The 20381-nt window shown below is 44.9% G+C and carries 19 protein-coding genes and 1 riboswitch; of the genes, 3 read left to right on the plus strand and 16 right to left on the minus strand.

Features of this window, described 5'->3' with window-relative positions; all coding sequences use genetic code 11:
- Positions 1 to 40: 40 nt before the first annotated feature.
- Both WJM94_RS16720 and yfbV read right to left on the minus strand, forming a co-directional pair.
- Complete coding sequence (locus WJM94_RS16720) at positions 41 to 1003, minus strand: ABC transporter substrate-binding protein (protein ID WP_444495324.1); 963 nt, start codon at positions 1001 to 1003, stop codon at positions 41 to 43.
- Positions 1004 to 1385: 382 nt separating this feature from the next.
- Positions 1386 to 1838: a terminus macrodomain insulation protein YfbV gene (gene yfbV / locus WJM94_RS16725; protein WP_444495325.1), complete on the minus strand. Its 453-nt coding sequence runs from the start codon at positions 1836 to 1838 to the stop codon at positions 1386 to 1388.
- A 345-nt stretch (positions 1839 to 2183) separates the two neighbouring features.
- Here yfbV and WJM94_RS16730 point away from each other — a divergent pair, with 345 nt between their 5' ends.
- On the plus strand, positions 2184 to 3380 hold the full coding sequence (locus WJM94_RS16730) for an acetate kinase (protein WP_444495326.1): 1197 nt from the start codon (positions 2184 to 2186) through the stop codon (positions 3378 to 3380).
- A 136-nt stretch (positions 3381 to 3516) separates the two neighbouring features.
- Entirely contained in the window at positions 3517 to 5661 is a 2145-nt protein-coding gene (gene pta, locus WJM94_RS16735; RefSeq protein ID WP_444495327.1) for a phosphate acetyltransferase, read from the plus strand.
- Between the two features lie 63 nt (positions 5662 to 5724).
- Here the strand turns inward: pta and WJM94_RS16740 are convergent, their stop codons facing one another.
- The 12 genes from WJM94_RS16740 to moaA all read right to left on the minus strand — a co-directional run bounded on the left by WJM94_RS16740 (position 5725) and on the right by moaA (position 17289).
- Positions 5725 to 6999, minus strand: a complete 1275-nt coding sequence (locus WJM94_RS16740) for an MgtC/SapB family protein (protein ID WP_444495328.1) — start codon at positions 6997 to 6999, stop codon at positions 5725 to 5727.
- Between the two features lie 112 nt (positions 7000 to 7111).
- Positions 7112 to 8062: a glutathione S-transferase family protein gene (locus WJM94_RS16745; RefSeq protein WP_444495329.1), complete on the minus strand. Its 951-nt coding sequence runs from the start codon at positions 8060 to 8062 to the stop codon at positions 7112 to 7114.
- A gap of 201 nt (positions 8063 to 8263) precedes the next feature.
- Positions 8264 to 9259 (minus strand): murein tripeptide/oligopeptide ABC transporter ATP binding protein OppF, encoded by a 996-nt coding sequence (gene oppF / locus WJM94_RS16750; RefSeq protein WP_444495330.1) that lies wholly within the window; start codon positions 9257 to 9259, stop codon positions 8264 to 8266.
- A complete protein-coding gene (locus tag WJM94_RS16755) occupies positions 9256 to 10227 on the minus strand; it encodes an ABC transporter ATP-binding protein (RefSeq protein ID WP_444495331.1) in 972 nt (323 codons plus the stop codon). Before WJM94_RS16755 ends, oppF begins: the two co-directional genes overlap by 4 nt.
- Before the next feature lie 25 nt (positions 10228 to 10252).
- Positions 10253 to 11155, minus strand: coding sequence for an oligopeptide ABC transporter permease OppC (gene oppC / locus WJM94_RS16760; RefSeq protein ID WP_444495332.1), 903 nt, complete (start codon positions 11153 to 11155; stop codon positions 10253 to 10255).
- A gap of 15 nt (positions 11156 to 11170) precedes the next feature.
- The gene (oppB, locus tag WJM94_RS16765; protein WP_444495333.1) at positions 11171 to 12091 is read right to left on the minus strand and encodes an oligopeptide ABC transporter permease OppB; all 921 of its coding nucleotides are present in this window, start codon (positions 12089 to 12091) and stop codon (positions 11171 to 11173) included.
- Between the two features lie 129 nt (positions 12092 to 12220).
- Positions 12221 to 13906, minus strand: a complete 1686-nt coding sequence (locus WJM94_RS16770) for an ABC transporter substrate-binding protein (protein WP_444495334.1) — start codon at positions 13904 to 13906, stop codon at positions 12221 to 12223.
- 559 nt (positions 13907 to 14465) lie between these two features.
- Positions 14466 to 14921, minus strand: coding sequence for a molybdopterin synthase catalytic subunit MoaE (gene moaE, locus WJM94_RS16775; protein WP_444495335.1), 456 nt, complete (start codon positions 14919 to 14921; stop codon positions 14466 to 14468).
- 1 nt (position 14922) lies between these two features.
- A complete protein-coding gene (gene moaD, locus WJM94_RS16780) occupies positions 14923 to 15180 on the minus strand; it encodes a molybdopterin synthase sulfur carrier subunit (protein ID WP_444495336.1) in 258 nt (85 codons plus the stop codon).
- Complete coding sequence (gene moaC / locus WJM94_RS16785; protein ID WP_444495337.1) at positions 15177 to 15656, minus strand: cyclic pyranopterin monophosphate synthase MoaC; 480 nt, start codon at positions 15654 to 15656, stop codon at positions 15177 to 15179. The genes moaD and moaC overlap by 4 nt, the downstream gene beginning before the upstream one ends.
- Positions 15657 to 15683: 27 nt before the next feature.
- Complete coding sequence (gene moaB / locus WJM94_RS16790) at positions 15684 to 16196, minus strand: molybdenum cofactor biosynthesis protein B (RefSeq protein WP_308386786.1); 513 nt, start codon at positions 16194 to 16196, stop codon at positions 15684 to 15686.
- A 103-nt stretch (positions 16197 to 16299) separates the two neighbouring features.
- Complete coding sequence (moaA, locus tag WJM94_RS16795) at positions 16300 to 17289, minus strand: GTP 3',8-cyclase MoaA (RefSeq protein ID WP_444495338.1); 990 nt, start codon at positions 17287 to 17289, stop codon at positions 16300 to 16302.
- A riboswitch (molybdenum cofactor riboswitch) is annotated at positions 17278 to 17416 on the minus strand. Its footprint overlaps the gene before it by 12 nt.
- A 180-nt stretch (positions 17417 to 17596) precedes the next feature.
- Here moaA and WJM94_RS16800 point away from each other — a divergent pair.
- Entirely contained in the window at positions 17597 to 18496 is a 900-nt protein-coding gene (locus WJM94_RS16800) for a YvcK family protein (RefSeq protein ID WP_444495339.1), read from the plus strand.
- A 65-nt stretch (positions 18497 to 18561) separates the two neighbouring features.
- On the opposite strand, the gene luxU is transcribed toward WJM94_RS16800, so the two are convergent.
- Together luxU and luxO are read right to left on the minus strand one after the other, a co-directional pair.
- Positions 18562 to 18906, minus strand: a complete 345-nt coding sequence (luxU, locus tag WJM94_RS16805; protein ID WP_444495363.1) for a quorum-sensing phosphorelay protein LuxU — start codon at positions 18904 to 18906, stop codon at positions 18562 to 18564.
- Positions 18903 to 20306, minus strand: coding sequence for a quorum-sensing sigma-54 dependent transcriptional regulator LuxO (gene luxO, locus WJM94_RS16810; protein WP_444495340.1), 1404 nt, complete (start codon positions 20304 to 20306; stop codon positions 18903 to 18905). Before luxO ends, luxU begins: the two co-directional genes overlap by 4 nt.
- Between the last annotated feature and the right edge of the window lie 75 nt (positions 20307 to 20381).

Genomic DNA, 20381 nt, shown 5'->3' on the forward strand with positions numbered 1-20381 from the left:
AACAGTTAAATAAACCCATTTTGTCCCAATAACAAGTTACTTACTTGCTTGTAGCACGTTCTACAACTGAGCTAGGTAGTTGGATGCCCAGCTTAGAAGCAGCATCCTGATTGATCACTAAGTCAGATCCCATTGCCACTTTGACGTCTAACTTGCCTGGTTCTTGACCATCAAGTATAGCCGCGACGTAATCAGCGGTTTGAACGCCAACCTGATAGTAGTCAAAACCAAGGCCTGCAATCGCACCTTTTTCAACATAGGATGTCGCACCACCAAACACTGGTGTTTTAGCCTGATTCGCCGCCACAATCATACCTTCAATAGCACTTGCCACTGTATTGTCTGTCGGTGCGTAAATGATGTCAGATTTTGCAGCAATGGCCTGCGTCGCCGATTGTACGTCTGCACTCTTCAAAGCTGTCGCTTCTACTACTTCAATGCCTTGCTCTGCTGCGCTTACTTTTAAAAGCTCAACTAAGGTCACTGCATTCGCTTCACCAGGGTTGAAAACAACCCCGATGCTTTTCACTTGAGGTAAGATTTCTTGAATTAGCGCTACATGCTGAGCAACTGGCGATAAATCAGAAAGGCCGGTAACGTTCTGCCCCGGTTGTTCCATCGTTTTGACAAGCTTTGCACCGACTGGATCGGTTACCGCCGTAAAAACAACAGGAATAGAGCGAGTAGCTGAGACTAATGCTTGAGCAGAAGGCGTCGCGATGCCGACTAAAACATCAGGGTTTTCACCAACAAATTGGCGAGCGATTTGTACAGCGATAGCCGGGTTGCCTTGCGCTGTTTTGTAGTCAAATTCTAGGTTTTTGCCTTGCTCATACCCTTTCGCCTTCAAACCGTCTAAAAGTCCCTGACGGGCAGCGTCCAATGCCGGGTGTTCAACAATTTGTGAAACCGCAACTGTTGCTGTCTTAGCTAGCACACTGGCAGAAGCCATAACGGCTGTGGCAGATAAAATAGCGGTGGCGAGTAAACGTTTCGTCTTCATCATAACTCCTTGATGTGTCTTCGTCCTTGTTCTGCGAGCATTACCTAATGGTGGACGCTCGCATGTCCAAAAGTGAGAAGGCGGTGTTGTTGTGTCTGTGAAATAAAATAAATGTGCACTTCTTGTGCATCTTGTTTTTATTATTACTACTAAGTCTCAGTAAAGAAAAGAAACATTTAACACCAAAACAACATTTGTGATCGAGCGATAGTAATACTCTCTGGCGTCAAGTACCCAAGTCGGAAGAGAGTTGTTGAGCTTAAGACATGGGTTAGCGGCGCAATCACCTATAAAATGCGTGAGATATCAGGCGCAACGGGATAAAAAAATGGAGTGGCTAATGCACACTCCATTTTCATTGAAACTTAGATAATGAAATAAACTAGAACCAACGCTCTAAAGCAGTCTTGTCTAACTGACGAAAAGCGCGATTGAGTATTAGCGCCAATTCCTTGTATCGAGGTTTGGCCTTAATAGGCTCTAATGCGAAACCACTTTCTACTATCTTTTGATGTAATTCTCTGTACCACGACGCCAAAGATGGCGGGAGTTTGGTGTTCGAGCGAGTACCCAACCACCAGATACCCTGCAAAGGCAAACTGATTGCAAACAGTGCAATGATGATAGATTGAGGCAAAGCATTATAGTTGTTAAACGCCATTTGAGTAAGAACGCTTATCGCGGCGACAGCTGGCATAACTTTAATACCAAAACGTGTGGCCTTTATAATACGCTGCTCTGGAAATACGGCATTCAGCTCTTTACGAACCGGCCAGATTTCCATGTAGTTTTGACCATCTTTCAGGCTATGGATCAATCCGACTTTATTACTCATACCACTCTCTCACTAAAAAAAAGTTGAACATTTCAACTGAAGGTGCAAAAAATTGATGGAAATTAATATTATTTCAAATTTTTTTTGTTATCATTGCGCATTATCGCTATCCTTCGCAGGCCCTCAATCTCATTGTTGCCGTTATTTACAATTTAAGCAACTCTGAGGTCACTATCTGCAAGGAACGCGTCATCGTGATGAGTGGGCTCATCACAATATCTCTATATGGAAGTTGAACAATTTTTGACCAAGATTAGTACGCAGCCATGCTGGTATCGACTATTCTTGTGATTAATTTTTCATTCTTTAACTGATTTTGATCAGACGAATAACAGGTAGTCATACATGTCTAAGCTAGTTTTAGTTTTAAACTGCGGTAGTTCTTCTCTTAAATTTGCCGTTGTTGATGCCGAGAACGGCGACGAGCACTTATCAGGTCTTGCTGAGTGTCTTCACCTTCCTGAAGCTCGCATCAAGTGGAAACTTGATGGTAAGCACGAAGCTCAACTAGGCAATGGTGCAGCACACGAAGAAGCACTAGCGTTCATGGTAGAAACTATTCTTGCTTCTAAGCCAGAGCTTTCTGAGAATCTAGCAGCTATTGGTCACCGTGTAGTACACGGCGGCGAACAGTTCACTCAGTCTGCACTTATCACTGACGACGTACTGAAAGGTATCGAAGACTGTGCAACACTAGCACCGCTTCACAACCCTGCACACATCATCGGTATTAAAGCAGCTCAAAAATCTTTCCCAGCACTTAAAAACGTTGCTGTGTTCGATACTGCTTTCCACCAAACTATGCCAGAAGAGTCTTACCTATACGCTCTTCCATACAGCCTATACAAAGAGCATGGCATCCGTCGTTACGGCATGCACGGTACTTCGCACCTATTCATCACTCGTGAAGTTGCTGGTCTACTGAACAAGCCAGTTGAAGAAGTAAACATCATCAACTGTCACCTAGGTAACGGCGCTTCTGTATGTGCAGTTAAAAACGGTAAGTCTGTAGATACTTCAATGGGTCTAACTCCACTTGAAGGTCTGGTAATGGGTACTCGTTGTGGTGACATCGACCCTGCTATCATCTTCCACCTACACGACGCACTAGGTTACTCTGTTGAGAAAATCAACACTATGCTAACTAAAGAGTCTGGCCTGCTAGGTCTGACTGAAGTGACTTCTGACTGTCGTTTCGTTGAAGACAACTACGGCGAGAAAGAAGAAGCAACTCGCGCGATGGACGTATTCTGTCACCGCCTAGCGAAGTACGTAGCTGGCTACACAGCTTCAATGGACGGCCGCCTAGACGCAATCACTTTCACTGGCGGTATCGGCGAAAACTCTGCGCCAATCCGTGAAATGGTTCTAAACCGCCTAGGTATCTTTGGTATCGAAGTTGACGGTGAAGCTAACCTTAAAGCACGTTTCGGCGGCGAAGGTACTATCACTACAGCTAACAGCCGTATCCCAGCAATGGTAATCTCTACTAACGAAGAGCTTGTCATTGCTGAAGACACTGCGCGCCTAGCAGGTCTTTAATGAATTATCTGGCTAGCCAATTGGCTAGCCAGTTTTTCTTCCAAAGTAGTTCTTTTGGGGCTCAGTCCCTATTCTTTGAATGTCATGGAATAAGAGTTGAGCTTTTATCTCTCCCAATAGCAAAGGTACTCTTCGAATGTCTCGTACTATTATGCTTATCCCTGCAAGTGCTGGTGTTGGTCTAACTAGCGTTAGCATGGGTGTTCTTCGCGCTATGGAGCGCAAAGGCGTTAAAGTTTCTTTCTACAAGCCAATTGCTCAGCCACGCAGCGGTGGTGATCAACCAGACCTGACTTCAACTATCGTTGGCCGTAATAGCGATATGAAGATTGGCCAACCTATGACGATGTCTGTTGCTGAAAGCCTAATCGGTAACGACAACATGGATGAGCTGTTAGAAACCGTTGTTGAGCGTTACAACCAAATCAACAAAGATGCAGACGTAACCCTTATCGAAGGTTTGGTACCAACTCGTAAGCACCCATTCGCTAACCAAGTGAACGCGGAAATCGCAGCAACACTTGGCGCTGAAATTGTTCTGGTAGCGACTCCGGGTACTGATAACCCAGCGCAACTTAAAGAGCGTATCGAAGTTGCATGTTCAAACTTTGGTGGCACTAAGAACAAAAACATCTCAGGCGTTATCATCAACAAGCTAAACGCACCTGTTGATGAAGCTGGCCGTACTCGCCCTGACCTATCTGAAATCTTTGATGATGCAGACAGCGCGAAACAAAACGAAATGAAAGTGATGGAGATCTTCAACACTTCTCCAATTCGTGTTCTTGGTTGTGTGCCTTGGAGCATCGACCTGATTGCAACTCGTGCAATCGACATGGCGAAACATCTGAAAGCAGAAATCGTCAACGAAGGTGACATCAAAACTCGCCGTATCAAGAGCATTACATTCTGTGCACGTTCTCTGCCGCACATGATTGAGCACTTTAAACCGGGTTCACTTCTAGTAACTTCAGCTGACCGTCCTGACGTAATTGTTGCTGCTTCTCTTGCTGCAATGAACGGCGTAGATATCGGTGCTGTACTGCTTACTGGTGGTTACGATATTCCAGAAGAAATTGCTAGCCTATGTAAGCCTGCTTTTGGCACAGGTCTACCAATCTTCAAAGCACAAGGTAACACTTGGCAGACATCTCTAAACCTACAGAGCTTCAGCATTGAAGTACCTGCAGACGATAAAGAGCGAATCGAGTTCATTAACGAACACGTTGCTGGTCATATCGACGGTAACTGGATCGAGTCAATGACAGAAGGTACTCAGAAGTCTCGTCGTCTAAGCCCACCAGCGTTCCGTTACCAGCTAACTGAATACGCTCGTAAAGCAGGCAAACGTATCGTTCTTCCTGAAGGTGATGAGCCACGTACAGTTAAAGCGGCTGCTATCTGTGCAGAGCGCGGTATTGCTGAGTGTGTGCTTCTAGGTAACCCAGCAGAGATTAAACGCGTAGCAGCACAACAAGGTGTTGAGCTAGGCGCTGGCGTTCAAATTATCGACGCTGATGCGATCCGTGAAAACTACGTTGCTCGTTTAGTTGAACTACGCGGTTCGAAAGGCATGACTGAAGTCGTTGCTCGTGAGAAGCTACAAGACTCAGTTTTCCTAGGCACTATGATGCTTGAGAACAACGAAGTTGACGGTCTGGTTTCTGGGGCTGTGCACACTACGGCGAACACTATCGTTCCTCCGTTCCAAATCATCAAGACTGCACCTAATGCGTCTATCGTATCTTCAGTATTCTTCATGCTTCTGCCTGATCAAGTACTGGTTTACGGTGACTGTGCAATCAACCCAGATCCAACCGCTGAGCAACTTGCTGAAATCGCTATCCAGTCTGCAGACTCTGCCGCTGCGTTCGGTATCGAACCACGCGTAGCGATGATCTCATACTCTACTGGTGAATCAGGTAAAGGTGCTGACGTAGATAAAGTACGTGAAGCAACTAAACTGGCTCAAGAGAAACGTCCAGACCTAATCATCGACGGTCCTCTACAGTACGACGCAGCTATCATGGAAAACGTGGCCGCTTCTAAAGCGCCTAACTCTCCAGTAGCAGGTAAAGCGACTGTATTTGTGTTCCCAGATCTAAACACTGGTAACACAACTTACAAAGCGGTACAGCGTTCAGCAGACCTAGTATCTATCGGTCCAATGCTGCAAGGTATGCGTAAGCCTGTAAACGACCTGTCTCGTGGTGCTCTAGTAGACGATATCGTATACACAATCGCACTAACAGCTATCCAAGCAGACCAAGAGCAGAACTAATTCTCCTCTCAATCTAACTGGTACTATTTTAAAGCCCTCGATTCATCGAGGGTTTTTTTATGATCAGTAGATGGCTAAGAAAGACAGGCCACCGACAATTACACACCCGATCATCACAGGAGTCACTCGGTGCCATAGCCTCCTTTCACCTAACGCTATCACCATCCCCATCTTAACAACCGTATTCACCGATGCTGCGATGATGATCCCCAGAGCCGCTGTTGTCACACTTAAGTGCTCGATACTCTGACGCCCAAGTGCAAGTGAAATGGCATCTACATCTGTGATTCCTGACAAAGCCGACAGAATCAGAATACCCGCATAACCAAACCAATCTGACAGTGCGTGTGAGAGCAACATAATCACTGCAAGTAAGACACCAAAAAATAGAGCAGATCTTAGTGCTAGAGGGTTACTTTGCTTATTCGATGGCTCAACCTGCTCGATTTGACTCCTTCTCCAGATCCACCATGCTGGTAAGTAAAGCGCAGTCATCATCGCGAATACAATAGGCCACAGCAGCTTGACCAGTGAAGGATTAATGACTGACAAAATGATAAGTAAACGCGGGAACATGGTGCCACAGCTAAGTAGAATGCCGCTCGCAAGCAGTGGGCTGATATTCGGTTGTTCACGTGACAAATGAGAGAATTGCAGCGTCAGTGCGGTTGAACTACTGAGCCCGGCGAATACCGACGTAAACAATATCCCCCTTTTTGCACCACCAATCTTGATTGCAAAGTAACCGATGAAGGAGATACTGGCGATCAAAACCACCATCCACCAAATCTCATAGGGATTGAGGGCGTTCCAAGGGCCATAGGTTTTATTGGGTAACAGTGGAAGTAAAACGATAGAGATAAGAAGCAACCGTAACGCTGCATCTAGTTCGTATTCTTGCAGTTTCTGCAAGGCTTCGTGAAGCTCTCTCTTATTGTCCAGTACCAGTGCGGTAATGACTGCCGCTGAGGCGGCAAGTACTGCCTCTCCCGCAACAGCTAAACTACCCAAAACAAAGGTAACCAGAAGGCTAACCAAGCCTGTGATACTAACGTCACCACTGTCTTTTTGCCTCATGATGAATGCAATGCATGCCAATATCACCAAGGCAATCAAAGCAAAACCAAGCAGCAAAGGGGAATAGCGTTCAGCAAGAATGGCAACCAATCCACCAAGCAAACCAACAAGTGAATAAGTACGAATACCCGCGACACGGCTACCTTCAACGCTATTGCGCTTCACCCAGCCACGTTGAATACCGATAATAGCGCCCAACAGCAGAGCAATAAGCAGATTCCAAATCAGATGCTCACCAGTTGCAAACTCGTTGATATTCATACCCCACCTCGTTAAAAGATCGGTTCTATATCATTAGTTTATGTCATGGGTGGGAATCTAGATGTGAAGCGAAACTAAAAAGCACCACAACAGTGATGCTTTATAAGAAGAATTAATTTGAAAGTTGTTCACGCCCGTGTGGCGACTCTAAATCCAAGTCAGGGCCTTTTGGGACAACCTGTGTCGGGTTGATTCCTGTGTGGCTGAAATAGTAATGGCGCTTGATGTGATAGAAGTCCGTCGTCTCTGCGATGCCGTCTACTTGATACAACTCTTTTAGATACCCCTGAATATTTGAATAATCCGCAATTCGTTTCTTATTGCACTTAAAATGGCCAACATATACAGCATCAAAACGTATCAATGTTGTGAACAAACGCCAGTCCGCCTCAGTGATCTGATTACCGGTTAAATAACGATTCGTGGCCAGATGTGCATCAATTTTATCTAATGCAGAAAACAGCGAATCAAATGCGTCTTCATAAGCATCCTGTGTGGTCGCGAAACCACAGCGGTAAACACCATTATTCACATTTGGGTAGATAAAATCGTTCCACTCGTCAATAGCGGGTTGTAAATACGCGGGATAATAGTCAGCGTGATTATCCGTCAACTCATTAAATGAAGAGTTGAACATACGAATGATTTCAGAAGACTCATTTGAAACGATCGTGTTCGTTTTTTTATCCCAAAGAACAGGAACCGTCACACGACCCGTGTAATCAGGTTTCGCTTGGGTATAAATTTGATGCAAACGGGTATGACCAAACAATGGTTCAGGCAGACCCATTTGCCAGCCTTGACTCAACATATCCGGACATACAACAGTAACGTCAATATGATTTTCTAACCCTTTGAGTTTACGGAAAATAAGCGTTCGGTGTGCCCATGGACAAGCAAGAGAAACATACAAGTGGTAACGACCAGATTCTGGTTTAAATTCAGCATCCGGCTCATTTTGGATCCAATTGCGAAACCCAGCATCTTCGCGCATAAACTTGCCGCCGTTTGATTTCGTATCGTACCAGACATCGTGCCAAACACCTTCGACCAGCTTACCCATTCTCGCTCTCCTCTTGTTCTGTTTGTCTCTATATTAGAGGTTCCTGTGAAACAGAAAACAATCGAGCTTAGGACATGTCGTTCAAGAAATTCGAATGACTAAAGCAAATCAAGCGCAAAAATTACTATTGGAGTTCTAAGTTGAATGAAAAAAAGCGCGCCCCTGATAAAAGAGTCGCGCTTAAGCCCGTCACAGGCTGAATTAATTACACTGAACGTGTAGACAAGATACCGCGTGAATATCGTTGCCTTGAATGACCGGTTTTGTCTTCGCACACTCTTCTGTTGCTATAGGGCAACGAGTACGGAATACACAACCCGACGGTGGATTGATTGGTGATGGCAAATCACCTTCCAGCATTTGGATCGTCTTGCTACGTTCAATTTTCGGATCGGGAATTGGTACTGCCGACATCAAGGCACGCGTGTATGGGTGTTTAGGATCAGCAAACAGTGCATCGGCTTCACCAAGTTCTACGGCATTACCCAGGTACATTACCAGTACGCGGTCAGAAATGTGTTTCACAACTGACAGGTCGTGTGCAATGAACACTAAAGATAGGCCAAGCTCTTTTTGTAGCTCTTTTAGCAAGTTCACAACCTGAGCCTGAATCGATACGTCCAGTGCCGAAACTGGTTCGTCACAGATGATCATTTTTGGCTTCAGAATAAGTGCACGTGCTATACCGATACGTTGACACTGACCACCAGAGAACTCGTGTGGGTAACGGTTGATCACGTTTGGTAGCAGGCCTACCTTTGCCATCATCTCTTTAACGCGGCCTTTTATCTCTTGCTTTGAAAGTTCTGGATAGAAGGTTTCTAACGGCTCAGCGATGATGTCACCAACGGTCATACGCGGGTTCAGAGATGCCAAAGGATCCTGGAAAATCATTTGGATTTCTTTGCGCGTTTCACGGCGCTGTGCATCTTTCATCTTGGTTAGGTCTTGCCCAAGCCAAACAACTTCGCCTTCTGTGGCTTCTACTAAGCCGATGATTGCACGCGCAAATGTCGACTTACCACAACCTGATTCACCAACTACCCCCAGAGTTTCACCTTCATACAGACGGACGTTAACGCCATCAACTGCTTTTAGGTTTGAGGGCTTAGACCATGGCCACGCCGATTTTGCTGCGATGCTAAAGTGAACCTTAAGCTCTTTAACGTCTAGTAGTACTGATTTCTGTGCACTCATTTATTCCAATCCTCCCACTGCGAAAAACATGCGCGCTGACGACCAGTACCAAATGGTGTCAAAATAGGCGCTTCTTGCTTACAACGATCCATCACACGGTGGCAACGTTCCTGATAAGGACAGCCTGTTGGCAGGCGTAGTAAGTTAGGCGGGTTGCCTGGGATTGTTGGCAGAATATCACCTTCAGTATCTAGGCGAGGAATCGCTTTCAATAGACCTTCTGCATATGGGTGGCTCGGATTGTAGAATATTTCATCAACCGTACCGTATTCCATAGTACGACCAGCGTACATAACCAATACTTTGTCACATGAGCCCGCGACAACACCAAGGTCGTGCGTGATCATAATAATTGCCGTATTGAACTCTTGTTTCAGTTCGTTAAGCAAATCCATGATTTGCGCTTGAACGGTTACGTCTAGTGCTGTTGTCGGTTCGTCAGCGATCAATAGCTTAGGACGGCACAATAGTGCCATCGCGATCATTACACGCTGACGCATACCACCGGAAAACTCGTGCGGGTACATGGTAATACGCTTGCGCGCTTCTGGGATTTTAACCGCTTCCAGCATGCGTACAGATTCTTCAAATGCTTCTGCCTTACCCATGCCTTTGTGAAGCATTAATACTTCCATCAACTGATCACTTACCTTCATGTAAGGGTTTAGTGACGTCATTGGGTCCTGGAAGATCATCGCGATCTGTTCCGCACGAACTTTATTAAGTTCTTTTTCAGGTAGGTTCAGGATCTCTTTGCCTTCAAACTTCGCGCTACCAGAAATGATACCGTTTTTTGCCAGCAGACCCATGATTGCGAATACGGTCTGAGATTTACCAGAACCAGACTCACCTACGATACCCAGGGTTTCACCTTGGTTCAGAGAGAAATTCAAATCGTTTACTGCGGTGACAATACCATCTTGAGTAGTAAATTCGACGCGCAGATCTTTGACATCTAATAAGCTCATCGTTGCTTCCTTAATCTATCTTTAATTATCTGTCTTTAGGATCCAGCGCATCACGCAGACCATCACCAACGTAGTTGAAGCAGAAAAGAGTCACAACCATGAACGCTGCTGGGAACGCCAGCTGCCAGATCGCCACTTCCATTGTCTGTGCACCTTCTTGTAGAAGTGCGCCCCAACTTGTCATCGGCTCTTGAACACCAAGACCAAGGAACGATAGGAATGATTCAGTCAGAATCATGCTAGGGATAAGCAACGTAGAGTAAACCGCTACGATACCAAGTACGTTCGGTACGATATGGCGAGTAATGATCTTCCAGTTACTCACACCACAAACGTGCGCTGCTTCGATGAACTCTTTACTACGCAGGCTGAGTGTTTGACCACGAACGATACGTGCCATGTCCAGCCATGCGATTGCACCAATCGCAACGAAGATAAGAATGATGTTACGGCCGAAGAAGGTTACTAGTACGATAACCAGGAACATGAACGGTACCGCGTATAGGATCTCGAGAATACGCATCATGATACGGTCAACTTTACCGCCAATGAAGCCAGATGCCGCACCGTAAAGCGTACCGATCAGTACTGCTACCAATGCGCCCATGACACCAACCATCAATGAGATTCGGCCACCAATCAACGTACGTACGTACAAATCACGGCCTAAGCTGTCAGTACCAAACCAGTGGTCAGCGTTCGGAGCGACGTGCATCGCGTACCAGTCTGTATCATCAAATGCATATGTTGCGATCATCGGCAGGAAAATCACTGCCAATGTCATAAGGGACAGGATAAACAAACTCACCATCGCCGCTTTGTTGCGCATAAAACGAATACGAGCATCCTGCCAAAGACTGCGACCTTCAATCTCTAAGTTCTCAGAGAATTTTTCAATCGCTTCTAGGTTTTCTTTTTTCGTTAACATAACCAAACGTCCCTGTTAGTAGCGAATTTTCGGGTCAATCATTGCAAGTAGAATATCTACAATCGCGTTGAATAGGATAAATAAGAAACCAATTAGAATGGTTACACCCATTACTAGCGAGTAGTCACGGTTAAATGCAGCGTTAACGAAAAGCTTACCAATGCCAGGTAGACCGAAGATGGTTTCGATAACAACAGAACCGGTAATGATACCCACGAAAGCAGGACCCATATAAGAAACTACAGGAAGTAGTGCTGGCTTAAGCGCGTGCTTAAGGATGATGTAACGGTAGCTTAGGCCCTTCGCTCGCGCGGTACGGATAAAGTTACTGTTCAGCGTTTCAATCATTGAGCCGCGCGTAATACGAGCAAATGTTGCAACGTATAGAAGAGACATACCTATTACTGGGAGCACAAGGTACTTCAATCCGCCGTCTTGCCAGCCACCAGCCGGGAAAAGATGCCAGTGAAGGGAGAATAGGTAAATAAGCGCCGGAGCCAAAACAAATGACGGCATTACTACGCCTAACATTGCCGTTGACATAATGGCGTAATCAACCCAGGTATTGTGTTTTAAAGCGGCTATCGTACCGACCGTCACCCCCATTATCAGGGTGAAGATGAAGGCGATAAAACCAACTTTTGCAGATACAGGTAACGCAACTGAAATCAGTTCATTAACTGTGTAATCCAGATACTTAAATGATGGTCCGAAATCACCCTGGATAACGTTAAACAAATAAGTCGTGTATTGCTCGAATACAGGTTTATCTAGGCCATATTTAGCTTCGATGTTCGCCATAACTTCAGGCGGTAGTGGACGTTCAGTCGAGAATGGATTTCCCGGTGCAAAACGCATGAGAAAGAAAGATACGGTGATCAAAACCAACATCGTTGGGATCGCCTCAAATATCCTTTTTGCGATGAATTTAAGCATAAACTCACTCTTTCAGTCTGTGACAGTGTAAATTAAAACCAAATGTCCAATTTTTGGACACAACATAAGCACTACATGTAATTTCTTACATGCAGTGCCTAATTTTTTATAATTCTATCTGATTAAGATTTACTCAGTGATGTATAGGTCTTTAGAGTAGATCTTGTCTTCTGCGTTGTTGACTGGGAAGCCACCAACTTTAGGAGATAGTAGACGTGATTTCACGTACTGGTAGATAGGTGCAATTGGCATGTCCTTCGCCATCAGCTTCTCAGCTTCTGCGTAAAGTGCTTGACGCGCTTCGTCTGATGTAGAAGCAAATGCTTTGTTCATGATCTCGTCGTATTCTTTACTATCGTAGTGAATACCACCAGTCGTGTTGTTGCTCATCATTAACGTTAGGAATGATGAAGCTTCGTTGTAGTCACCACACCATCCAGCACGAGCAACTTCGAAGTTACCCGAATCTTTGGAAGATAGGTACGTTTTCCACTCTTGGTTTTCTAGTGTTACGTCAAGACCCAAAGTCTTCTTCCACATAGAACCTAGAGCAACCGCGAGTTTCTTATGGTTTTCTGAAGTGTTGTAAAGAAGATTGAATTTAAGTGGGTTATCTTTACCGTAACCTGCTTCCTCTAGAAGACGAGCTGCTTCTGCATCACGTTCCGCCTGAGTCATCTTACCGTAATCTGGCATTTCAGGGTTGAAGCCTGCAGTAATTTCAGGAGTTAGGAAGTAAGCTGGCTTTTGACCTTGCGCTAGGATTGCATCCGTTACGATATTACGGTCAATTGCGTATGAGATAGCTTTACGAACACGCACATCATCAAACGGTGCTTTCTTAGTGTTGAAGATGTAGTAGTAAGTACATAGGTTACCTGATACAGATACTTCTTCTGGATGCTCTTGTTGCAGACGTTTGAAGTGCTCTGTTGGTAGCTCGTTAGTGAAATTAATTTCACCTGCTAGGAAACGGTTCATTTCCGCTACCTGGTTTTCAATAGGTAGGAAAGTCACTTTGTCCAGAGTCGTGTGCTCGTTGTCCCAGTATTGCTCATTACGCTTTAATACCAAGCGCTCGTTTACAACCCAGTTATCAACAACATACGCGCCGTTACCTACAAAGTTCTCTGGCTTCGTCCACTGATCACCGAACTTCTCAACAGTTGCCTGGTGAACTGGCTTAGCGGTTGTGTGACCCATCATCATTACGAAGTAAGGTACAGCAGTATCAAGTTCAACAACCAATGTGTGGTCATCAACTGCTTTAACACCTAGTTCGCTCTTATCTTTCGTACCAGCAACGATATCTTTCGCATTCTTCATCTTGGTGTATTCCATGTACCAAGCGTATGGAGAAGCAGTTGCAGGATCCACTGAACGCTGGAAGCTGTAAACGAAGTCACCAGCAGTTACCGGATCACCGTTAGACCATTTTGCGTCTTTACGTAGGTGGAATGTGAAAGTTTTGTTGTCTTCAGTTTCCCAAGATTCAGCAACACCAGGGATAGTCTTACCGTCTGCATCTTGGTTTACAAGGCCTTCAAGTAGATCGCGAATCACGTGAGATTCTGGAACACCTTGAGATTTATGTGGGTCGATTGTCGCTACTTCTGTACCGTTACCACGCACTAATTCTTGAACCGCAGCAAGTTTTGGCTCTGACGAATCAGATTTCGCTTCAGAGGTTGGGGCTGGCGCAGGTGCTGGCTGAGCTGCTTGCTTTTCTTCTGGCTTATCACCACCACAACCAGCAAGAGCTAGAGAAAGACCAGCGCCAATAAATAAAGCGCGCGTGATTTTATTCTTATACATGCGTAAAACTCCAAATTTTTTTGTTAGCATCCATGACCTCTTTGTAGGTTCACAAGAACGGGCTGTGATTTAGATCTTTTTAGCGCAAAAACTAAGCGCCAAGATTCTAAAACCATACAAAGACTGCGGCACACATTAGCAATCATTGAAGTTATTTGCCATAAAAATGTAGTAGAAAGACCGATAATCCTGCATCTATCGCACAAATCTAGCAAAAAACGCTAGTTAAAAACTTTTGGCTAGCCAGATAGGGAGTCTAATCTCTTCTTATTAGATTAAAGTTTCGATTAATCTAAAATTAAACCAATTAGTAGCATCATATACTGGCCATATAAAAATTGTTAACACTTCTGAGGTAAAAGGCTTGGCAAACGTTTGCTTATGTGTCGTTTAGCCTGCTCCAACATTGTGCAGAAAAACCGAGAAATACAGGCGAAATATTCGTCTATTGAGCAGTCAGTAATTACACTGAAAATTATATAAAAAAGCAAAAATAAAAAAGCTAAGCATTTGTAATGCTTAGCTTTTAATTTTCATCCTAGGGAAAAGACGTGTTACATTACTTTTCCCAGCGTTCTGCGGCTTTGTGATCGGAGTCTCGCGAATCAATCCAGCGAGATTCGCTTGTTGTGCGTTCTTTTTTCCAAAATGGTGCTTTAGTCTTGAGGTAATCCATAATGAATTCGCAAGCATCAAATGCCGCTCCACGATGAGCACTAGAAACACCAACAAATACAATTTGATCGCCGATGTCCAAATCACCAACGCGATGAATGACTCGTACGCTGAGCAATGGCCAGCGAGATTCAGCTTCATCACAAATATCACTCAGGCTCTTTTCTGTCATACCCGGATAATGTTCCAGATGCAAACCAACGACGTTACTACCCAAGTTCATATCACGAACTTTGCCGATGAAAGTGACAACCGCACCTGCTGCTGTACCTTCGGATAATCGTTGGTACTCTTGTTCAACAGAAAAATCTTCAGCCTGAACAGAAACACGAGGATCCATATTAACCTCCGGTTACTGGTGGGAAAAATGCAACTTCGTCACCCGCCGTAACTTTAGTATCTAGAGGTACGATCGACTGATTAACTGCCGAAAGCAACTTACCTGGCTGCAGCGCTAGATCCCATTTCCCGGTCTTCTCTGTACCCGACTCAACTAAGTGCGTTCGAATAGATTCTACCGTATCGAACTGACCGTCTAACTCAAGGCTATCGACGCCTACCAACTCACGCGTTTGTGCGAAGAACAGTACTTTAATCATGATTCCACCTTGAAGTGTCCAGATTTTCCGCCCGTCTTCTCAAGAAGACGAACTTGACCAATGACCATGTCTTTTTGTACGGCTTTACACATATCATAAATCGTTAACGCCGCGACAGAAGCCGCAGTTAACGCTTCCATCTCCACTCCTGTCTTACCAGCAAGCTTACATACCGATTCAATACGCACTTTACTCTCAGACTCAATGGCTTCTAGCTGAACTTCGACTTTAGAGAGCAAAAGCGGATGGCAAAGAGGAATCAAATCCCACGTCTTTTTGGCTGCTTGAATTCCTGCAATGCGAGCCGTTGCAAACACGTCACCTTTATGGTGCTGTCCAGAAACGATCAGCTGCAGTGTTTCTGGTGCCATGTGAACAAATGCTTCAGCTCGAGCTTCTCGTACCGTTTCAGCTTTCGCCGAAACATCAACCATATTGGCTTCGCCTGATGCATTGATATGTGTAAATTGGGTCATTGTTTTACCTTCGCTAATTTCGAGAGGTTATACAGATAGGTGTGGCATAAAGTTACAAGGGCGATGGCTGGCATCTAGCTGCTGCTTGATGATTTTCGTCCAACCTGTGCGACATGCCCCCGTAGAACCCGGCATTGCAAAAATTACGGTATGGTTAGCAAAGCCAGCAATCGCGCGCGATTGGATAGTCGAAGTGCCAATTTCTTCATAAGAAACCATGCGGAACAGTTCACCGAACCCTTCCACTTCTTTATCGAAAAGCGGCTTAAGCGCTTCTGGCGTGCTATCACGTGAAGTAAAACCAGTACCACCAGTAATCATGATCGCTTGTACGTTTTCATCTGCAATCCATTGAGAAACAATCGCACGAATCTTGTACATATCATCAATCACGATCTGTTTATCAACAACATTGTGCCCCGCTTCTTGAGCATGCTCCGCTAGGTAACGACCTGATGTGTCGTTCTCTTCAGTACGAGTGTCAGATACCGTTAGAACGGCAATGTTTGCAGGTTGAAATTTGCTTTCAGCGTGACCCATTTGTTCACCTATTCTCTTAAATTAGTTTGGATATATTTTTATCGATTCTGGAAAAAGTTTGAAAAAGCCTCAGGGGGACTTCTTTATAAAAAGTTGCGAGAACTTAGCCGCCGATGGACGCGAGATGAGGCGTCATACCCGGATTGCCATCATGTAAGAAATGGCTAACTGACTTAGTTTGCAGTTGAGCTTGAATACGTTCGATTAACTTACTTTCTTGATCATCACGTTCTAGCAGATCGCGTAAATCAATCCCGTGCTCACCAAACAAACACAGATGTAGCTTACCAATCGCAGAAACACGAAGTCGGTTACAGCTCTCGCAGAAGTCCTTCTCATAAGGCATGATTAACCCAATTTCACCCTTGTAATCAGGATGAACGAATACTTGTGCTGGGCCATCATTGTGTGAGCGGACTTTAAGTAACCAGCCATTGGCAATCAACTGGTTACGAATAGAAACACCGGAAACATGATGCTTGTTGAACAAGTCATCCATTTCACCGGTTTGCATCAATTCAATAAAGCGCAGTTGAATAGGACGGTCTTTTATCCAGTTGAGAAAAGAAGGCAACTCATGATGATTGAGATCTTTCATCAACACCACGTTCACTTTTACTTGCTCATAGCCGACTTCAAACGCTCGCTCGATACCATTCATCACTTCTGTGAATTTATTTTCACCGGTGATTTGATGGAACATACGAGGATCAAGGCTATCCACACTCACGTTGATATGTGTAAGACCCGCATCACGCCAGTCTGCCACCTGCTTGGCCATACGATAACCGTTAGTCGTCGTCGCCACTTTTTCTATGCCACGGGTGGTCGCAACCGAGTGGATAATATCAGTAAAGTCTTTACGTAAACTAGGCTCACCACCAGTAATGCGAACTTTTGACGTACCACAATCAGCAAAGGCCGTTACGACCCGTTTGATTTCAGGAAGCGATAAAAAAGATGAGTTTTTTTTACCCGAAGGTTTATAACCATCAGGCAGGCAATAGGTACATTTAAAATTACATACGTCAGTAACAGACAGACGCAAGTAATAAAATTTACGATGAAATTTGTCTTCGAATTGTTGCGCCACGGAACACCTTTCCAAACACGGGAGGCGTGGTCATTTCCAACCAAGCCCTTGTGGCAGCATGCCACTGGCTCAAAACACCTATCCTTCAATTGGACTTAGTATCGTGAGCTCGGAGTTATGGCAACCAGAGATAGTAAAACTCTGATAGCTTTGCAGTGTAAAATACTTAATATTTATAATGGAATCCAGACTTGAGGTCTAAAAAATACCTTTAGACACACAAATTACCGCTAAGTGAGTACCGAAAAGGCACTCGTTACGTTAAATTGTAGCCGTTTTTACCAAATTTATTAGAAGAATGTGACGTATGAGTATCTATACGGAAAATAAAGTAGTCGCAGTCGGCGGTGGTCATGGTTTAGGTCGAATACTGGCTGCATTACGCGATTTTGGCGGAAACGCAACCGGCATCGTTGCCACTACAGATAATGGTGGTTCTACTGGTCGAATTCGTCACTGTCAGGGTGGCATCGCTTGGGGAGATACGCGTAACTGTATCAATCAGTTGATCACTGAGCCTTCTATCAGCTCAATGATGTTCGAATACCGTTTTAAAGGCAGTGGAGAACTGGATGGGCATAATCTGGGCAACTTAATGCTCACGGCACTGGACAACCTCTCGGTGCGTCCACTGGATGCCATCAATCTTATTCGTAATATGCTTAAAGTCGATGTGAATATTCTGCCAATGTCGGAGCACCCATCTGATCTGTCTGCTCTATCGGTGGATGGGAAATGGGTTACTGGTGAGACTGACGTCGACCACATGGATGCCGATCTACGCCGTTTAGATTTGTCCCCTGAAGTTCCGGCGACAAAAGAAGCCATCACAGCCTTGTCAGAAGCGGATGCGATCATTCTTGGCCCGGGAAGTTTTCTGACCAGTATCATGCCACCATTGTTGTTGCCAGAACTGGGCAAAGCTATCGCTAAGAACCAGAATGCCAAAGTCATTTTTGTCGCTAACTTAAGCCCGGAATATGGCCCGGCGGGTCGCATGACTATGGCGCAAAAACTGGAATGGTGTGAGCGTGCATTAAAAGGCAGAAAAATTGATGTCGTGCTTGCTGAACAAGCAGAACAAGAAGTACTCGATAGATGGAATGTTGTAACCGAGTCACTGGCTTCAACCAATCGTGACTGGCGTCATGACCGGAATAAACTCAAGCGAGCAATTGAAAGTCAGCTGTTAAATAAAACAGCCTGAATCTGAAACGACAAAGCCCTTCACACAACATTAAAGGGCTTTGCGTATAGAATCGATTGAGATTTTTACTGATTCCAGGCGCGGTAAACGTCTTGGGTATCGCGTAATAGGCCAATCATACCGGTAGCCTCTGTACCATCTTCCGATAATTCGTTTGCTTTGGCTTTCTTGTCGATAGATATCGCTAACTCACATAAACGATCAGCCCCAAAACTGGCTGCGCTGCTTTTCAGGGCATGGCTGATGTCTCTCAAATATGTCAGTCGCTCTTCACCTTCATATTTCTGTAAATTCTCAATATAAGTATCGATTTCCCCTAAGAATATATCGAGCAGGACGGGTACATTATCACTGCCGATTTCCATGGATAGCTCTTCTATTTTCTTCCGATTCAACACACTCATACTCATATTTTCTGTCGCTCTTGTTTGCTGTTCCATGCTTGCAACTTGCGATAAATCGTTGATGGACTGACATCAAGATAGCCCGCCGCTCTGGGAATATTTCCATCGCATGCTTCAATCGCCCGTTCAATGGCCACTTTTTCGGTCATCCACAATGGCACAATATCAGACGCCGTCATTACCTTTGACTCGACGAAGTTAGCAGCGCTCACACGTTCCAAAGGTTTATTTAGTGGTGGAGGTAACATATCTAAGGTAATTTCTTTACCGTGATTCAACACCACAATGTTACGCAGGACGTTCTGCAACTGACGCACGTTACCCGGCCATTCATAACTGTTAAATCGATCAATCACCTCTTGAGAAAATCGAACGAAGCTTTTTCCCTCTTCATGAGACATGTAGCCAAGCAGTGAATAAGCGATTTCAATTACGTCTTCTCCACGCTCACGCAATGGCGGCAGGTGCAATGGGATAACATATAAACGGTAGTACAAATCTTCACGGAATCGACCTTCCTGAACCTCTTTCCATGGGTCACGGTTGGTTGCACACACAAAGCGTACATCCACACTCTTCATTTTGGACGATCCTACTTTCTGAAATGTACCCGTTTGGATAAATCGCAACAGCTTGGTTTGCAAATCCAAATCCATTTCACACAGTTCATCAAGGAACAATGTGCCGCCATCAGCTAACTCTGCAGCACCCTGACGGTCATTAGCAGCACCGGTAAAGGCACCTTTCACATGACCAAACAGCTCACTTTCAATGAGATCTTTTGGAATAGCCGCACAGTTAATCGCGATGAACGGTTTATCACCGCGTTTACTTGCTGCATGGATAGCCTCGGCACACACTTCTTTACCAGTACCACTCTCACCCGTAATAAAAATGCTCGCCTTACTGCTAGCTGCAGAGTCAATGGTACGATAGACCTGCTGCATGGTTTGGCTACTGCCGATGAAGCCCTGATAATTCTGGTTACCGGGATTATCCGCTTCATTTTTTAACTTGGTGGCTTTACGGATGGCGTTGTTTACCGTGACGCGTAAGCGGTCAGCTTCACACGGTTTAATCAGGAAATCTTGTGACCCATGACGCATCGCCTCCACCGCAGTATCAATGGAACCATGTGCGGTCATAAAGATGATTGGAACATCAGGGTGGCTATTTTTCACAGCATGCAATACATCCATCCCTGTCATGTCGGGCAGACGTAAATCAAGCAAGATGAGGTCTGGAATACGATGCTTAAGGCTTTCAATCGCATCTCGGCCTGTACCGACAATATTAATGTCGATACCTAGCGGTGTAAGGTAGGATCGATACAACGCCGCAACGGATGCGGTGTCTTCGACCATTAACAGATAACGTGATTTTTGATCTACAGTAGTTTGTTGCATAACCTAGCTAACTTTTTTGTTGTGTTTTAAACAATAATCGCATTACGCTTTGCATTTTGCAAATAACAATACTTA

It is taken from the genome of Vibrio sp. YIC-376 (genome assembly GCF_052353105.1).
Classification (GTDB): domain Bacteria; phylum Pseudomonadota; class Gammaproteobacteria; order Enterobacterales; family Vibrionaceae; genus Vibrio.

Coding starts and splice junctions, on each gene's coding strand:
- WJM94_RS16720 (WP_444495324.1), bottom strand. CDS start 1,003: ATGAAGACGAAACGTTTACTCGCCACCGCTATTTTATCTGCCACAGCC.
- yfbV (WP_444495325.1), bottom strand. CDS start 1,838: ATGAGTAATAAAGTCGGATTGATCCATAGCCTGAAAGATGGTCAAAAC.
- WJM94_RS16730 (WP_444495326.1), top strand. CDS start 2,184: ATGTCTAAGCTAGTTTTAGTTTTAAACTGCGGTAGTTCTTCTCTTAAA.
- pta (WP_444495327.1), top strand. CDS start 3,517: ATGTCTCGTACTATTATGCTTATCCCTGCAAGTGCTGGTGTTGGTCTA.
- WJM94_RS16740 (WP_444495328.1), bottom strand. CDS start 6,999: ATGAATATCAACGAGTTTGCAACTGGTGAGCATCTGATTTGGAATCTG.
- WJM94_RS16745 (WP_444495329.1), bottom strand. CDS start 8,062: ATGGGTAAGCTGGTCGAAGGTGTTTGGCACGATGTCTGGTACGATACG.
- oppF (WP_444495330.1), bottom strand. CDS start 9,259: ATGAGTGCACAGAAATCAGTACTACTAGACGTTAAAGAGCTTAAGGTT.
- WJM94_RS16755 (WP_444495331.1), bottom strand. CDS start 10,227: ATGAGCTTATTAGATGTCAAAGATCTGCGCGTCGAATTTACTACTCAA.
- oppC (WP_444495332.1), bottom strand. CDS start 11,155: ATGTTAACGAAAAAAGAAAACCTAGAAGCGATTGAAAAATTCTCTGAG.
- oppB (WP_444495333.1), bottom strand. CDS start 12,091: ATGCTTAAATTCATCGCAAAAAGGATATTTGAGGCGATCCCAACGATG.
- WJM94_RS16770 (WP_444495334.1), bottom strand. CDS start 13,906: ATGTATAAGAATAAAATCACGCGCGCTTTATTTATTGGCGCTGGTCTT.
- moaE (WP_444495335.1), bottom strand. CDS start 14,921: ATGGATCCTCGTGTTTCTGTTCAGGCTGAAGATTTTTCTGTTGAACAA.
- moaD (WP_444495336.1), bottom strand. CDS start 15,180: ATGATTAAAGTACTGTTCTTCGCACAAACGCGTGAGTTGGTAGGCGTC.
- moaC (WP_444495337.1), bottom strand. CDS start 15,656: ATGACCCAATTTACACATATCAATGCATCAGGCGAAGCCAATATGGTT.
- moaB (WP_308386786.1), bottom strand. CDS start 16,196: ATGGGTCACGCTGAAAGCAAATTTCAACCTGCAAACATTGCCGTTCTA.
- WJM94_RS16800 (WP_444495339.1), top strand. CDS start 17,597: ATGAGTATCTATACGGAAAATAAAGTAGTCGCAGTCGGCGGTGGTCAT.
- luxU (WP_444495363.1), bottom strand. CDS start 18,906: ATGAGTATGAGTGTGTTGAATCGGAAGAAAATAGAAGAGCTATCCATG.
- luxO (WP_444495340.1), bottom strand. CDS start 20,306: ATGCAACAAACTACTGTAGATCAAAAATCACGTTATCTGTTAATGGTC.